The organism is Microbacterium tumbae (assembly GCF_054780175.1).
Genome location: NZ_BAAGWV010000003.1, coordinates 113,803 through 129,997, shown reverse-complemented (window position 1 = coordinate 129,997; position 16,195 = coordinate 113,803). Strand labels below are relative to the sequence as shown.

13 protein-coding genes and 1 tRNA gene are annotated in these 16,195 nt (G+C 68.5%); 2 read left to right on the top strand and 12 right to left on the bottom strand.

The features are described 5' to 3' along the window. Positions 1-39: 39 nt before the first annotated feature. The 11 genes from ACYVGQ_RS12515 to ACYVGQ_RS12465 all read right to left on the bottom strand — a co-directional run bounded on the left by ACYVGQ_RS12515 (position 40) and on the right by ACYVGQ_RS12465 (position 10,152). Positions 40-1,326, bottom strand: a complete 1,287-nt coding sequence (locus ACYVGQ_RS12515; RefSeq protein WP_460784973.1) for a M23 family metallopeptidase — start codon at positions 1,324-1,326, stop codon at positions 40-42. 145 nt (positions 1,327-1,471) lie between these two features. Beyond that, entirely contained in the window at positions 1,472-2,275 is an 804-nt protein-coding gene (locus tag ACYVGQ_RS12510) for an inositol monophosphatase family protein (RefSeq protein WP_460784972.1), read from the bottom strand. Next, the gene (locus ACYVGQ_RS12505) at positions 2,275-3,279 is read right to left on the bottom strand and encodes a hypothetical protein (protein WP_460784971.1); all 1,005 of its coding nucleotides are present in this window, start codon (positions 3,277-3,279) and stop codon (positions 2,275-2,277) included. Before ACYVGQ_RS12505 ends, ACYVGQ_RS12510 begins: the two co-directional genes overlap by 1 nt. 81 nt (positions 3,280-3,360) lie before the next feature. Further along, positions 3,361-4,158, bottom strand: a complete 798-nt coding sequence (locus tag ACYVGQ_RS12500; RefSeq protein ID WP_460784970.1) for an enoyl-CoA hydratase/isomerase family protein — start codon at positions 4,156-4,158, stop codon at positions 3,361-3,363. A 48-nt stretch (positions 4,159-4,206) separates the two neighbouring features. Next, positions 4,207-4,698, bottom strand: coding sequence for an FBP domain-containing protein (locus ACYVGQ_RS12495; protein ID WP_460784969.1), 492 nt, complete (start codon positions 4,696-4,698; stop codon positions 4,207-4,209). A 65-nt stretch (positions 4,699-4,763) separates the two neighbouring features. After that, a tRNA-Tyr gene (locus ACYVGQ_RS12490) sits at positions 4,764-4,845 on the bottom strand. An 86-nt stretch (positions 4,846-4,931) separates the two neighbouring features. Further along, positions 4,932-5,855, bottom strand: a complete 924-nt coding sequence (locus ACYVGQ_RS12485; protein WP_460784968.1) for a carbohydrate kinase family protein — start codon at positions 5,853-5,855, stop codon at positions 4,932-4,934. Positions 5,856-5,890: 35 nt separating this feature from the next. Continuing rightward, entirely contained in the window at positions 5,891-6,988 is a 1,098-nt protein-coding gene (locus ACYVGQ_RS12480) for a glycoside hydrolase family 172 protein (RefSeq protein ID WP_460784967.1), read from the bottom strand. A gap of 29 nt (positions 6,989-7,017) precedes the next feature. Further along, on the bottom strand, positions 7,018-7,911 hold the full coding sequence (locus ACYVGQ_RS12475) for a carbohydrate ABC transporter permease (RefSeq protein WP_460784966.1): 894 nt from the start codon (positions 7,909-7,911) through the stop codon (positions 7,018-7,020). Beyond that, positions 7,908-8,813: a carbohydrate ABC transporter permease gene (locus ACYVGQ_RS12470; RefSeq protein ID WP_460784965.1), complete on the bottom strand. Its 906-nt coding sequence runs from the start codon at positions 8,811-8,813 to the stop codon at positions 7,908-7,910. Before ACYVGQ_RS12470 ends, ACYVGQ_RS12475 begins: the two co-directional genes overlap by 4 nt. A 58-nt stretch (positions 8,814-8,871) precedes the next feature. Beyond that, the gene (locus tag ACYVGQ_RS12465) at positions 8,872-10,152 is read right to left on the bottom strand and encodes an ABC transporter substrate-binding protein (protein WP_460784964.1); all 1,281 of its coding nucleotides are present in this window, start codon (positions 10,150-10,152) and stop codon (positions 8,872-8,874) included. Positions 10,153-10,307: 155 nt separating this feature from the next. Here ACYVGQ_RS12465 and ACYVGQ_RS12460 point away from each other — a divergent pair, with 155 nt between their 5' ends. Both ACYVGQ_RS12460 and ACYVGQ_RS12455 read left to right on the top strand, forming a co-directional pair. Continuing rightward, entirely contained in the window at positions 10,308-11,306 is a 999-nt protein-coding gene (locus ACYVGQ_RS12460; protein WP_460784963.1) for a LacI family DNA-binding transcriptional regulator, read from the top strand. Positions 11,307-11,358: 52 nt separating this feature from the next. Beyond that, entirely contained in the window at positions 11,359-11,943 is a 585-nt protein-coding gene (locus ACYVGQ_RS12455; protein ID WP_460784962.1) for a hypothetical protein, read from the top strand. 314 nt (positions 11,944-12,257) lie between these two features. Here the strand turns inward: ACYVGQ_RS12455 and rpoC are convergent, their stop codons facing one another. Further along, positions 12,258-16,133: a DNA-directed RNA polymerase subunit beta' gene (gene rpoC / locus ACYVGQ_RS12450; RefSeq protein WP_460784961.1), complete on the bottom strand. Its 3,876-nt coding sequence runs from the start codon at positions 16,131-16,133 to the stop codon at positions 12,258-12,260. Positions 16,134-16,195: the final 62 nt, after the last annotated feature.

The following is a 16,195-nucleotide window of genomic DNA, read 5'->3' as shown; positions in this document are numbered from 1 at the left end:
TGAAGGCAACCAGAAAACAATACCATCCTCACACCCCGGTCACGAAACCGGAGGAGTCACCCCGTCGTAGCGCCCGGCATGCGCGCGCATCCACGGAAGCGGGTCTGTCGTCGACCCGTTGATGATGATCTCGAAGTGCAGATGGGCGCCGTAGGAACGACCCGTGTTGCCGACGAGGCCGATGATGTCGCCGACCTCGACCGTGTCCCCGGCTTTGACCCGAAGGGACCCGTACTGCATGTGCGCGTAGTGGCTCGTGACGAGCTCGCCGTCGATGATGTGGTCGATGTAGACCGTCACGCCGTATGCGCCGCCGGACTCCGTCGCGGTGCGGACGGTTCCCGCCGCGATCGCCTGGATCGGCGCGCCCTCGCCCGGCACGAGGTCGATGCCGGCGTGCAGCCGGCCCCAGCGCTCGCCGTAGCCCGAGCTCATGCCGACCCCGACGACGAACGGCCACTGGATCGCGGCGTTCGGGTCGTTGACGTACAGGGAGTCGGAGTAGCGGATGCCCTGCTCGGCTGCGAGGTCGACGAGCGAGACCGTGGAGTACTCCTCGGTGCGCTCGAGCGTGTCGTTCGCGACGTCCGAGGAGGCGACGAACGCCTGGATCTCGTCCTCGGAGAACTCCTCGCCTCCAGCGAGCGCGCTCCCGGACGTGACCAGCGACGCCGCTGCGAGGCTCTGACCGCCCTGCGCGGCGGCGACGGCCTCCGCGGGCAGGGTCATCGAGACCGCGAGCAGGCAGGCGAGGCCCATCACACCGACGGATGCTCCGGCCGCGACGACCTTGCGCAGAGCGCGTGGACGACGGGGGGCGACATGCACAGGAGCGGGCGCGTCGTCCACGGGCTCCGGTCGTGCAGGCTCTTCAGCGACGGATGCCGCCGACGCTCCCCCCTGCGCATGGAAGGCGGCAGCGGCCACCAGGAACGGATCTTCGGCGACGGAGGGATCCGCAGGAGCGACGGCGTCCTCCTCGACGACGTCCTCGTCCTGCGACGAGGACGTCTCGGCGTCCGGAACCGCGATCGGGTCGGCAGAGACCACGACGACGGACTCCGCGAAGATCTGCTCGACCGTCTCCTGCGGCACCGGTATGGCAGGGAGGTCGCCGGCAGCCGCTCGGCGAGCGCTCGCGGCGGTCACCGGGGACAGGTCCACATCGCGCTTCGCCTCCGCGCCGCGCAAGGCGTCGGCACGAGCCGAACGCCGGGACAGGGGGACGGTCGCACTGATCTGCGTGTCCTGCGCGGAGACGTCCGACACCGCGGCCGGGGTCGCGGAACCCGCGAGCCGGGCACGGCTGGAGCGGCGCGTCGGCACAGGCTCAGCCTCAGGGGTGTCAAAGGGCAAAACGTGTCTCTCGGTCAAGCTCGGGGGCGCTCAGCGACTTCGCCATTCGGGGTGACGAAGGTAACGATCGGATAAACCCTACCCCGTCCGTCCTGGGAATGCCATGAACGGGACGTCATTCCCGAGGATCCGCGAGTTCGCTCAATCGCGCGTGCACGACAGGGCCGCCGGCGACGAGCATCGGCCGACGCGCTCCGAGATCGAATCGGCTCACCTCTCCGCCTGCTTCGCGGACCAGGATGGCGCCTGCGGCGAAATCCCACGCGTTCAGGCCGCGTTCGAAGAAGCCGTCCAGACGTCCGGCCGCCACATACGACAGATCCAGCGCGGCCGATCCGATGCGGCGGAGATCCCTGGCCATCGGCATGACCCTCCGCACCGTCGCGAGGTCGCCGTCGTGCGTCGAGGGATCGTATCCGAAGCCCGTCGCGAGCAGAGCGCCCGCGGGGATCTCCCGCGTCACCGACAGGCGGACGCCGTCGAGCCATGCACCCTCGCCCACCGCGGCGGAGAACAGCTCTCCGAGCGCCGGGCCGTAGACCGCACCGGCGATGTCCTGCCAGGACTCCGGATCGGTCCCTCCGCTCACCGCCGCGATGCTCACGCTGTACGAGGGGATGCCGTACGCGTAGTTGACGGTGCCGTCGATCGGGTCGACCACCCAGGTCACGCCGGTGGTGCTCTCATCCGCGCCGGACTCCTCACCGAGGAAGCCGTCGCCCGGTCTCTCTGCCCGCAGCCGCGCCTTGATGAGGTCTTCGACCTCTCGGTCGGCCTCGGTGACGATGTCGGCGATGGTCGACTTCGTCGCGGCGAGCGCGACGCCCGCGGCACGGCGCACCCTGGCGAGATCGCCGGCCTCGCGCGCGATGTCGATGGCGAGCTCCCGAAGGCGCGGCGCCTCGTCGAGACCTCCCATCACTGCTGCGGAGCCACCGGCGGCACGGGAGGCGCCGGCGGGATCGTCGCGACGGACGGGGCCGGGATCGACGGCACCGGGGGCGCCGGCGGGACCTCCGCATCCGGCGCCGGGGGCACCGGGGGGACATCGGCCGCGGGCGGAGCCTGCGCCGGCCAGACCGGTTCGGCGGGAGCGGCCACGGGAAGAGCGGCGGGGACCGGCGCCGCCACGGCATAGCCCGGAGCCGCCTGATAGGCGACCGGCGCGACCGCGCTGGGGTACCCGGTGTAATAGGCGTTCCAGTCCGGCGTGCCGTCCGGAAGGGCCGGCAGCGGCGTCGCTCCGTCCGCATACGTGGGCCACTGCTGCACCGCGGCAGCCGCCGGCGCCTGCTTCTTGGGTGCGAACAGCGCGTTCAGCAGCGGGATCAGGGTCGTGCCGACCGCGGCGAGGATCGCGAGCGCCACGACGATCCGCCAGTACAGATCGGGGTAGTCGAAGGTGTGGGGCACGGTGAGGAAGAAGATCAGCATGCCTGCCAGGGCGATGAGGAACACCAGGGTGAGATAGAAGATCACCCTCGTGAAGACGGTGACGTACCGCTCGGCCGCGGGCAGGAAGAGGCGCACATGCAGCAGGGTCAGCTGGAGGATGCCGACGACGAGCAGGAGCTGGAAGAAGCGCTCGGCGCCGCTGCCGAAGTACGCGGAGTCCTCCGGGAGCCAGATCTTCACCGCACCGACCAGCAGAGCGACGATCCACGTGATCATGCTCGCCAGCGCCAGCCAGTCCGGTCGGTTCGGCGCGAGACCCGCCTCGAGCAGGGCGATGCCCGCGAAGCCGGCCAGCAGGAGCACGGTGAGGAAGGCACGGGCGATCAACCCGTCCTGATCGCCGATGAGCACCCAGACGACGCAGACCAGGGCCGCGGCGATGAGCGCTCCGATCGCGATCCAGATCGCCCCCCTGATCAGGAGTGAAGCATTCGGCTTCGCAGCGGTGACACCTTCCGGTTGCGACATGGCGATCCTCTCGTCGTCAGCGATGCTCTCATCCTGCCACGCGAGGGGTCGATCACGGGGAGATCATGCGGGGCGAGGCGCTCAGGCTCCGCGCTTCGCCGATGCGGCGGCGAACCCGGCGACGCGGGCCTGCGCGTCGGGGGTGTCGAAGGAGGCGCCGATGGTACGGGCCTCCTCGGCGAGCTGCTCGGTGAAGGATCGCGACGGCCGGGACCGGACGAGCCGCTTCGCCTGTCCGTACGCTCCTGCGGCTCCGGCGAGCCAGAACCGCGCGGTCTCCTCGCCGCGCGCGCGGACGCGATCCGCCTCGTCCGCAGCGTCAGCGCCCTCCACGATCTCCGCGACGAGACCCCAGTCCCGTGCCTCGCCGGCGGAGAGCATCCGGTCCTGGAGGACGAGCTGCAGCGCTCTGCGCTCGCCCACCGCCTTGGCGAGCTGGGCGGAGACGGACAGATCCGGGGTCAGGCCGATGTTCGCGTAGAGGCTGCCGAGCTTCGACGAGGAGCCGACGACGGCGTAGTCGCTGCTGAGCAGGATGCCGAGTCCGCCGCCCGCCGTCGTCCCGTGCGCCGCCGCGACGACGGGCACCGCGGATTCCACGAGCGAGCGGATGCCGGCATTGATAACCTCCGCGAGAGCGGTGATCTCCGCTCCGGATCCCATCGTGGCGGCCATGTCGAGGACATCGCCGCCCGCGCAGAACGACGGGCCCGCGGCGTCGATGAGGATGGCGCGGACGTCAGCGCGACTCGTGGCCTCGCCCGTCGCATCCCGCCAGGCGTGGGCGAGCTCCGCGTTGAAGGCGTTCAGTCTCGCCGGCCGGTTCAGCGTGAGGCGGGCGAGCCCCTCGGACACGGACAGCACAATGGTCTCGCTCATGGCGTCTCCTTCGATGCGCGGCGTTCGGTCCGTACAGCGTAACCGCGATCAGACGCGCTCCCAGACACGGCCGATGAACCCCTCCATGCGGCGGCGCGTGCCGTCGAGACGGAAGTCGACCTGTCCTGCGGCGCGGATCTCGTTCGGCGCGAGCGGATGCGCGAGGCGCACGTTCTCATGGCAGGAGAGATCGGCACAGATGTAGGTCCCGACGCTGTCGCCGCGTTCGCCCGCCTCCCCCGCGCGCCGCGCCGAGTACAGCACGACCTGGTTTCCCGGCTGCATGGTGTGGCAGATGTTGCACATGCCCGAGCGGCCTCGTCCGGGCTCGGAGGCGCGCAGCACGACGCCGACGATGTCGTCCTCGTGCTGGATCAGCACGTATCCCCGGCGTCCGACGCCGGGGTCTCTCCAGGCGAAGAAGTCGAGGTAGTCCCAGTCCGTCAGCATGAAGTCGTGCGGCATCGCCATCACGCGCAGTTCGTCCGCATCCGCGTTGACGAACGACGCACGGACGTCGGCTTCGGTGAGCGCTCGCATCCTCCCAGTCTATGAACTCCTCGGGGATGCATGGAAAAACCCCTGCTAGCAGGGGTTTTCTTGAGTGGCGAGTGAGGGATTCGAACCCCCGAATGCAGAGCAGTCTGATTTACAGTCAGATCCCTTTGGCCGCTTGGGTAACTCGCCAATGCGCACCCGTCCAACTTGAACAGCCAACCGGGGGCACGAAAGACCATCATACCCACGAGGGACAGGCGGAGGAAATCGGCGCCTCAGGTGCTGAGGCCCGCACCGTCGCCGGGCTCCAGGGACTCCGGCGTGCGCAGCAGTCCCCCCTCCGCACGGCACGTCGCAGCGGCCACCGCCATCGCCCGGTCCAGCAGCTCCTGCCAGGACTCCGGCCCGCTCGGAGCTCCTTCGAGGAGCCCCGCCGCCACCGCGGCGAGCGTCGCATCCCCCGCCCCCACCGTGTCGACGATCGGCTGTGGCAGCGCCGTGATCGGCGCGCGCACGGTGCCGACGTCCGTGGTCACGGCCGCGCCCTCCGCCCCCGCGGTGGCCACGACGGCCGACGCCCCGAGCGCGCGCAGACGTGCGGTCAGCGCGTCGAGATCGCCGTCGTAGAGCAGCGCGGCGTCGTCGGCGCCGACCTTGACGAGCTCGGTCGACCCCGCCAGCGCCTCGAAGCCGCGCACGAACTCGGCGCGGTCGCTGAGCATCCCGGTCCTGGGGTTCGGATCGATCGCGACGCGACGGCCTCGGACGGCCTCCGCGAGCGCCTCGACCTCCGCAGGCACGTCGAAGGGGAAGCAGCTGACCACGACGAGCGCCGCCTCCGAGATGACGGCACGGGCCCTCTCGGAGTAGCGGATGCTGCGCTGCTGCGCCGCCCTGTTGAAGACGTACGTCGGCTCACCGGCATCCGTGCGCGTGACGACCGCACGCGAGGAGCCGTTCGGCGCCTCGGTGGCGATGAGCTCGACGCCGTGGTCGGACAGATACTCGCGGATGTGGTCACCCGCCTCGTCGTCGCCCACCATCGCGATGAGCGAGGTGGGCACACCGAGGCGGCGGAGCCCCACCGCCACGTTCAGCGCGGCGCCTCCGACGAGCTCGCGGACGCCCGCGTCGTCCCGGATCTCGTCGATCAGCGCGTCTCCGATGACGACGATGCTCTGGTCTGTCTCAGCAGTCACGCTTCGAACCTACCGCCCGGATGAGGCCGGCACCGTCATCGGGGCTCGCGTGCGGCAGCCGGCGGCAAGGCCGGCGCGTTCCCGTCCGGCGCGTCCAGATAGTAGAACGCCGTCGTGGCGATGTCGTCGGCCCGCTCGAACAGCCGCCCGCCGCGGTCTCCGATCTGCTGCAGAGTGACCCGCAGATCCTCGCCGAAGCGGATCGGGTCCGGCAGGTGCCAGCGGTACATCCCGTGGAACGGCGGCATGCCCGTGGCGTAGGGCGAGAAGGCCGTGTCGTCCTCCGTGACGTACTGGTGATAGCCGAGATAGGCCGAGGAGTAGGTCCGCGGCGCAGGTGCGGGCACGGCTCCCAGGTGATCCTGGAAGGCCCACGCTCCCCCGACGTAGTCCTCCAGTCCGGTGCCGCAGATGGTGGGCAGCTCGTCATCGCCGTCGAGGAAGAACTTCAGCTCCCCCTCGCCCCACCAGAAGCGCTCGAGTGCGGTGAGTCCGATATAGGTGCCGACATAGGCGCCGCGGCCGCTGACCCCGTCGAGGATGGTGTGGTCGGTTCCGAGCGGCGCCGAGCGGTCCGATCGCCGCCACTGGGCGTGCAGATATCCGGCCGCCTCGTCGATGACGTCCCCGACGGTGTAGTCCACCGTGTAGAAGAGGCCGTCGATCGGCCCCTCGTGCTGGTTGACGAGCTCGATCGTCGCCGACCGGCGGAAGGGCATCGGCAGATAGAAGTTGAACCCGCCGTTCGGCGCGACGACGACGGCCGCGGAGTACACCTCGGGGGCGTTCGCCGAACCGCTGCAGAAGAAGTCCCCGAAAGGCACCTCGATCGCCGGCTTCGCCGCGTCGTCCCAGGTGATCCGCAGCACGAGATCACGCAGGACGTAGGGACCAGCCGCGGTCTTGCGGGGCAGGGTGAACCACAGGTGGCGGATCACGCCCGGCCCCTCGATCCGGGCGATCGTGGCGGTCTCCCCCGCGGGCAGGGTGATGCAGGGACGCCCCTTGCGACCAGGGCCGAGGCGGGAGGCCTCCCGCCCGCCGGCGCCGACCGCGCCATCGGGGTTCTCCGCCGAGATGGAGCGGGACCGGGTGTCGTTCAGGGTTGCGAATTCGGGCAGCGCGGATGGCATGGTGTCTCCTCGATGACGGGTCGGTCAGCTCACTTGACCGACCCGGCGGTGACACCGCGGGTCAGCGTGCGCTGGAAGATGAAGAAGAAGATGAGCGTGGGCAGCAGCGAGAGCAGCGAGGCCGCCGCGAGCTGAGTGACGTCCAGGGTGTTCTGCCCCTTCAGCGCCGCCAGCGCGATGGGCAGCGTCTGGGCGCTGGGAGAGATGAGCATGATCATGGGGATGAAGAACTCGTTCCACGTCCAGACGAAGAAGAACACCAGCAGCACGGACATGGTCGGCCGCATCACCGGGGCCACGATCCTCGTGAGGATGACCCAGCGGTTCGCTCCGTCCATCCGCGCGGCCTCGATCAGCTCCGGCGGGAACGTCCCCATCACCGAGCTCATCACGTAGATCCCGAACGCCGCCTGGAGCACCGTGAAGATGATGATCACCGACCAGATCGAGTTCTGCAGCCCGATCCTCTGCATCCCCGTGAACAGGGGGTAGATGAGCGCCTCCTGCGGCAGGATCGTCGCGAGCAGGAAGAGGAAGACGACGCCCGTGCGCCCCTTGATCCGCCCGATGCCGATCGCGTAGGCGGCCAAGAGCGAGAGCACGACGCCGAGGACGGCGACGACGCCCGAGATGACGATCGAGTTGGTGAGCAGCCGAGGGAAGTCGACCGTGGTCAGGTAGCGCTCGAACGCGGAGAACGACCATTCGGCGGGAAGCGCGAGTGGTCCGTTGGTGGAGTAGTCCCCGCCCGTCTTGAAGGAGTTCACGATGAGAAGGTAGAACGGCAGCAGCATCCCGATCGCGACGACGATCGTCGCGGCGAGCACGACCCAGCGCTGGACGCGCGGCCGCTGCCTGCGGGCGGGGGTCTTCCGGCGCGGAGCGGCGTTCGTCCTCGCCGCGGTTTCCTGGACAGCGGTCATCGTTCCTCCACCGATCTCGCCTGCCACCAGATGAGTCCGGCGGCGACGATCCCTGTGATCACGGCGAGCACGGTGGCCGAGGCCGCGCCGTATCCCACCTGGGACAGCTCGAAGAAGTACCGGTACGAGAAGTAGGACGGCACATAGGTGGACATCTCCGGTCCCCCCTTGGTCAGGATCAGGATCGGTGCGAAGAGCTTCATCGCGCCGATCGTCGCCGTGAGCACGACGACGAAGAGGTCCGCCCTGATGTGCGGCACCGTGATCGCGGAGAACCGGCGCCACCACCCGGCGCCGTCCAGCTGCGCGGCCTCATAGAGCTCGGGGTCGACGCGCTGCAGCGCCGACATGAAGATCACCACCGGATAGCCGATCTGCAGCCAGATCAGCATCAGCATGACGGCGCGCAGCGCGATGTCCGGGTCTCCGAGCCAGTCCGGCAACGACGTCACCCCGAGGGCGGCGAGGATCGAGTTCAGCGCTCCGGCCCTGGTCTCCAGGATCCAGCTCCACAGCACGCCCGCCACGGCGATCGGGAGGATCTGCGGGAGATAGTAGCTCGCTCGGAGGAAGGAGGCGGCTCGTCCGCCGAACTGTCGTCCGATGTAGTCGAACAGCACCGCGGCGAGGATCAGGCCGATGATCGTCGGCACGATCGCGATCGCCCCGATGAGGTACGCGGTGTTCAGGAAGGAAGACCAGTAGAGCTGATCGGAGAACAGCTCCAGGTAGTTGTCGAAGCCGGTCCAGGACAGCGGGGCGGCTCCGCCCTTCCAGTCGAAGAAGCTGTAGTAGACGTTCACCCCGAAGGGGATGAACACGATCAGGCCGAAGCCGATCAGCATCGGGAGGAGATAGACCCAGTAGCCGACCGGGCGTCTCGTCGTCGTTCTGTCTGTCATGAGTGTGCTCTCCGTTGCGGTGCGGGAGCGGCGAAGTCCGCCCCCGCACCGCTTCCGATCAGGAGTCCTTGCCCGCGTCGTAGAAGTCCTGCAGACCCGTCAGGAAGTCGTCGACCGTCGTCGATCCGTTCGTGAGTCCCTGCAGGCCGCTCATCTGGTAGTCCAGGAGGCCCGCCACCGGATAGTCCGGGTAGTACGACAGCGCATCGGCCGCCTTGATGGCGTCGAACTGCTCGTTCATCGACTTGATCTGCGGATCCTCGATGCTCTCGGTGTCACCGGCGACGGGGATGCCGCCCTGCGCCGCGATCTCGTTCTGGACCTCCGGCGACAGCGTCGTGGCGATCCAGTCGTACGCGAGCTCCTTCTGCCGCGAGTTCGCCGGCACGGCCCAGAGATGACCGGATGCCCCCGCGTTGAGCTGAGCCTCCGGGAAGGTCATGAGCCCCCAGTCGAACGGCGCCTCGTCCTTCATGCGGCTGAACGACCAGGTGCCGTTGGCCATGAAGGGGAACTCCCCGGCGAGGAAGGCCCGCTCCATCTCATCGGCCTTGATGCCCGCGAGCTGGCTGCCGAGGTATCCGTCGTCGAGCCACTCCTGCAGCTTCTCGGTTCCCTCGCGGAACGCGCCTGCCTGCACGTCCGGTTCCCCCTGCAGGAGGATGAAGTCGTCGATCTCCTGACGGTCGGCGAAGCTCGAGATCAGCTGCCACCAGGTCTGGAGCACGGCGTGCTCGCCGGCGTTGCTGGAGACCGGCGTCACCCCGGAGTCGACGAAGGACTGGAAGATCTCCTCGAGTTCCGCGAGGGTCTCCGGCGGGCCGTCGAAGCCCTGCTCGGTGAGCATGTCGGCGTTGTAGTAGAGGCCGAAGTACGACGCCGTGTTCGGCACGCCGTACCAGTCCCCGGCTCCGGCGTGCCCGTTCTCGTCGTAGAGCGCCAGGGCTGCGACCGATCCGGTGACCGCGTCGTCCCAGCCGTTCTCCTCGACGACGTCGGTGAGCGGGTCCAGCAGCCCCTGCGCGGCGAGCTGGCCGGCATCCGCGTTGCCCGTGTTCACGAGGAGCACGTCGGGCACGTCGTCGCCGGTGAGCAGGATCTTCGCGTTGGAGCGGATGGAGTCGAAGCTCGTCGTGGCGAACTCGACCTTCACCTCGGGATGCTCCTCCTGGAAGATCTCCAGGGCCTTCTGCCAGCCCTTGTACTGCGCGGTGGTGGTCGTCTCGTACTGGAGGATGGTGAAGGTGTCGTCCTCGGCCGGGGAACAGCCGACCAGAGCCGTCGCCGTGATCCCCACTGCGGCCATCGCAGCAATGCCCCTGACGTGGTTGCGCTTCATCGCGAGTCCTTTGTCCTATATGCGGAGAGCGCATCTCCGCGAGATGCGCGAGCCATTTTGGTAACGCTACCTTTTGGCTTGACTCACATCATTGCACGAATTTCGCCAGGATCACAATCTCCGTTTGGTAACGTTAAACCATGAAGGGAGGGCCGATGGCGACCATCAACGACGTCGCGCGCCTCGCCGGCGTGAGCCCGATGACGGCGTCGCGCGTCGTCAACGGCACCGGCAACGTCAAGCCCGCTGCTCGTGAGCGCGTGCTGCGCGCCGTCGACGAGCTGGGCTACACGCGCAATCATGCGGCAGCCGCCCTGCGCGGCCGAGGCAGGCCCACCTGGACCATCGGCCTCGTCCTGGAGAACGTCGCCAACGGCTATCAGGCCCAGCTGCAGCGCGAGATCGAGGACGCCGCGCTCGAACGCGGATCCTTCGTGCTGGCGGCCAGCACGGAGGAGGACGTCGAGCGGATGTCCGCGGCGATCTCCGCCTTCCGCTCGCGCGAGGTGGACGGTCTCGTCGTCGCGCCGCCGCCCGGCGAGCATCCGATCCTCGACGAGGTCCGCCATCAGGGCGTGCCGCTCGTGATCGTGGACCGTCCCGCCGCAGAGCTGGACGCCCCATACGTCCTCTCGGACGGGCGCACGGGAACACGCGACGCCGTCACTCATCTCGCCGGCCATGGACACCGCAGGATCGCCTACGTCACCGATGTGCGGTCGCTGACGATGCAGGACAGGCACTCGGGCTTCCGGGAGGGGCTGGAGCAGTGCGGCATCGCGGCCGACGAGCGGATCATCCGCTGCGATGTCGAGACCGCGGAGGATGCCGTGCGGACGACCCGCGCCCTCCTCGACCTCGCCGACCCGCCGACCGCGTTCGTCACGGGACGCGATGCGACGACGATCGGGGTCGCACGAGGGCTGCATCTCACCGGCGCCCAGCACTCGCGCGCGCTGGTCGGCTTCGACGACGTCGAGCTCGCCGATCTGGTCGAACCAGGGATCAGCGTGATCGCCCAGGACCCTGTGGAGGTGGGGCGCCGCACCGCCGAGAAGCTCCTCGAGCAGCTGGGCGGTGCAGCGACGCGGCGCGATGAGATCCGCGTTCCGACACGGCTCATCGCGCGCGGATCGGGAGAGATCCGCGGTTGATCGCCGCGCGGCGATTCGCGACCCTGCAGCGCGCAAGCGGTACCGTGTGCGCATGAGGACACGCATCGTCTCGACCGCCGCGGTGCTCCTGCTCGCCGTCGGCCTGGCCGGATGCGGCGTCACGGAGGAACCCGGCGCCGGCTCCTCCCCCTCCGCCCCGGCATCCGAAGTTCCGGCCGTCGATCCGGACGCATCCCCGACCCCGGACTCCACGGCGGAGGCAGTGGTCCTCCCGACCGACTGCCGCGCCATCCTGTCGGAGGACGTGCTCGACCAGCTCGCCGACGTTCCCCTCAACGACGCGGCCTTCGGTCCCTCCGGCGTCCAGGACGACGGCTCGCTCCTCTGCATCTGGGGCGACCCCGCCGCGGACACCACCGGTCTGACCACGACGATCTCGGCGATGCGCCGCGGACCGGCACTGGACATGCTCAACGCCCTGGCCGCCGACGAGGGCTTCACCTGCTACACCCCGGATGCCGGGACGCGCTGCGAGAAGACCTGGCAGAACGAGCAGTACCCTGTCACGGACGGCCGCACGCTCTACTGGCGCGACGGCATCCTCATCGACACCCGGTACTCGAACCTCGCACCGTCGGGGTACACGGCCTCGATCGTGGCGAGTCTTCTCGGCTGAGACTCGTCGCGGATGCCCTGCCCGCGGTCGCTCACCCGCACGCAGGTGCCTCGTATGGTCGCCTCCCGGGCGAGGAGACGACCATACGAGGCACCTCCCGGCGAGGAGACGACCACGCAAGACACCTCCCAGAGAAGAGCGGGGGCGGATACGGTGAAGGCCCCGGCTCTCCGCGAGGAGAACCGGGGCCTTCACCGAGAGCGGACGAGCAAGCTCGCCGGCTCTCGCCTCGATCAGCTGTGTTCGCGACGTCGTCGCTCGACAACCTCAGTCGGCTCGGGTGAGCGAGCAAGCTCGCTCACCTCTCGCCTCGATCAGTTATAAGTGCCGGGCGTGATGTCGTCCGTCGAGAACGCGTCGAAGTCGACGTAGCCGAAGTCACCGTCCGCGTACGCCCCGTCGGATGCGAAGATCCGGTTCGGGTAGCGCTCGCTCTTGGCCTCCTCGGTCGCCTCGACCGTGATGTTGCGGTACTTCGACAGACCGGTTCCGGCCGGGATGAGCTTACCGATGATGACGTTCTCCTTGAGGCCGACCAGCGGGTCGCGCTTGCCCTCCATGGCGGCCTGCGTGAGAACGCGGGTCGTCTCCTGGAAGGACGCGGCCGACAGCCAGGACTCCGTGGCGAGCGACGCCTTGGTGATGCCCATCAGCTCCGGACGGCCGGATGCGGGACGCTTGCCCTCGCCGACGGCCTCACGGTTGATCTGCTGGTAGCGCTTGAGGTCCACCATCTCACCGGGGAGCAGCGTCGTGTCGCCGTGGTCGACCACGGTGACCTTCCGCAGCATCTGGCGCACGATGACCTCGATGTGCTTGTCGTGGATCGGCACACCCTGCGAGCGGTACACGCCCTGCACGCCGCCGACGAGGTACTTCTGCACCTCACGGGCGCCCTGCACGCGCATGACCTCCTTGGGGTCGAGCGTTCCGACCTGCAGCGGCTGACCGACCGTGACGTGCTGGCCGTCCTCGACGAGGAGGGTCGCACGCTTCAGGACCGGGTACACCACAGCCTCGTCGCCGTTGTCCGGCGTGAGGATGACCTTCTTGGACTTGTCGGTCTCGTCGATCGTGATGCGGCCGTCGGCCTCGGCGATCGGGGATGCGCCCTTGGGGGTGCGCGCCTCGAACAGCTCCTGGACGCGAGGCAGACCCTGGGTGATGTCATCCGCCGATGCCGAACCGCCGGTGTGGAAGGTGCGCATCGTCAGCTGGGTGCCGGGCTCACCGATCGACTGGGCGGCGATGATGCCGACGGCCTCGCCGATGTCCACCGTCTTGCCGGTGGCCAGCGAACGGCCGTAGCACTGCGCGCACACGCCGACGGCGGAGTCGCAGGTCAGGACCGAACGGACCTTGATGGTCTCGACGCCCAGCGCGACCAGCTTGTCGATGAGCACGTCGCCGACGTCCTCACCGGCGGTCGCGACGACCTCGCCCTTGCTGTCCACCACGTCGGAGGCCAGCGTGCGGGCGAACACCGAGTTCTCGACGTTCGCGTCGCGGACCAGCTCGCCGGCGGCGTTCGGAGCGGCGATCGGCAGCTCCAGGCCCTTCGACGTGCCGCAGTCCTCCTCGCGGATGATGACGTCCTGCGAGACATCCACCAGACGACGGGTCAGGTAACCCGAGTCGGCGGTGCGCAGAGCGGTGTCGGCGAGCCCCTTGCGGGTTCCGTGCGTGGCGATGAAGTACTCCGCCACCGACAGTCCCTCGCGGTACGAGGAGATGATCGGACGCGGGATGATCTCACCCTTGGGGTTGTTCACCAGGCCTCGCATACCCGCGATGTTGCGGATCTGCAGCCAGTTGCCACGAGCGCCGGACGACACCATGCGGTTGATGGTGTTGTCCTCCGGGAAGTTGGCGCGCATCGCGGCCTGGACCTCGTCGGTCGCCTCGGTCCAGATCTTGATGAGCTCCTGACGACGCTCGGCGTCGGTCGTGAGGCCCTTCTCGAACTGCGCCTGGACCTTCGCGGCCTGCTTCTCGTAGCCCGCGACGATCTCCTTCTTGTTCGGCGGCGTGAGGATGTCGCTCAGCGCGACGGTCACGCCCGAACGGGTCGCCCAGTAGAAGCCGGCGTTCTTGATGCGGTCCAGCGTGGCGGCCGTCTCGACCTTGGGGTACTCCTCGGCCAGCTTGTTGACGATCTGCGACAGCTTGCCCTTGTCGGCCTGCTCGCGGACGAAGGGGTAGCCCTTCGGCAGCGCGTCGTTGAAGATCGCCTGACCGAGCGAGGCGTCCACGAGTCCGTGACGCTCGTAGCCCTCCGGGGCCTCGCCCTCGAGGAAGGTCAGACCCGGGATGCGGATGCGGACCTTCGCCTGCAGGTCGAGGGTGCCCTCGTCCTTGGCGAGCAGGGCCTCGGCGACGGAGCCGAACGCACGCCCCTCACCGGCTGCGCCCTGCTTGACCGTGGTCAGGTGGTGCAGGCCGATGATCATGTCCTGCGAGGGCAGGGTCACCGGGCGTCCGTCGGACGGCTTCAGGATGTTGTTCGAGGCGAGCATCAGCACGCGGGCCTCGGCCTGGGCCTCGACCGACAGCGGCAGGTGGACGGCCATCTGGTCGCCGTCGAAGTCCGCGTTGAAGGCGGCGCAGACGAGCGGGTGGAGCTGGATGGCCTTGCCCTCGACGAGCTGCGGCTCGAAGGCCTGGATGCCCAGGCGGTGCAGGGTGGGTGCACGGTTCAGCAGCACCGGACGCTCGCGGATGATCTCCTCGAGCACGTCCCAGACCTCGGGACGGGTGCGCTCGACGGCGCGCTTGGCTGCCTTGATGTTCTGCGAGTGACCGAGGTCGATCAGGCGCTTGATCACGAACGGCTTGAACAGCTCCAGAGCCATCTGCTTGGGGAGGCCGCACTGGTGCAGGTTCAGCTGCGGGCCGACGACGATGACCGAACGGCCCGAGTAGTCGACGCGCTTGCCGAGCAGGTTCTGGCGGAAACGACCCTGCTTTCCCTTGAGCATGTCGCTCAGGGACTTCAGGGCGCGGTTGCCGGTGCCGGTGACGGGGCGACCGCGGCGGCCGTTGTCGAACAGCGCGTCGACGGCCTCCTGCAGCATCCGCTTCTCGTTGTTGACGATGATCTCGGGGGCGCCGAGATCGATCAGGCGACGAAGACGGTTGTTGCGGTTGATCACGCGACGGTAGAGGTCGTTCAGGTCGCTGGTCGCGAAGCGGCCACCGTCCAGCTGGACCATCGGACGCAGCTCCGGCGGGATGACCGGGACGACGTCCAGGACCATCGCGGCCGGGCTCATGCCGGTCTCGAGGAACGAGTTGACGACCTTCAGGCGCTTGATCGCACGGATCTTGCGCTGGCCCTTGCCCTCGGCGATCTGCAGGTGCAGGTTCTCCGCCTCGGCGGCCAGGTCGAACTCGGCTAGGCGGCGCTGGATCGACTCCGCGCCCATGTAGGCCTCGAAGTACTGGCCGAACCGGTCCTGCAGCTCGTGGAAGACGTCGTCCTCCGGGCGGAGCGCGCCGACCTCGAGCGTGCGGAAGTCCTCCCACACCCGCTCGAGCTTGGCGATCTGCTCGTCGGTGCCCTTGCGGAGCTGAGCCATCTCCTTCTCGGCGGCGTCCTTGACCTTCTTCTTGGCGTCGGCCTTGGCGCCCTCGGCCTCGAGAGCGGCGAGCTCCTCCTCCAGCTTGGCGAGGCGCGCGGCGATCTTCGAGTCACGACGGTCCGCGAGCGTCTTCAGCTCGAGGCGGATGTTGTTCTCCTGCGTGGCGAGGTCGCGGTGACGAGCATCCTCGTCGACCGAGATCACCATGTAGGCGGCGAAGTAGATGACCTTCTCGAGGTCCTTCGGCGCCATGTCCAGCAGGTACCCGAGGCGCGAGGGAACGCCCTTGAAGTACCAGATGTGGGTCACGGGAGCGGCGAGCTCGATGTGGCCCATGCGCTCGCGACGGACGGAGCTCTTGGTGACCTCCACGCCGCAGCGCTCGCAGACGATGCCCTTGAAGCGGACACGCTTGTACTTGCCGCAGGCGCACTCCCAGTCGCGACTGGGGCCGAAGATCTGCTCGCCGAAGAGGCCGTCCTTCTCAGGCTTGAGCGTGCGGTAGTTGATGGTCTCGGGCTTCTTGACCTCACCGTACGACCATCCGCGGATGTCGTCTGCGGTGGCGAGGCCGATGCGAAGCTCATCGAAGGTTGTTGCGTCGAGCACTAGTTCTCCTGTGTCGAAATTCTCAATAAATCCGGTGATTGAGCAGGTCGGCGGAGCCGAAC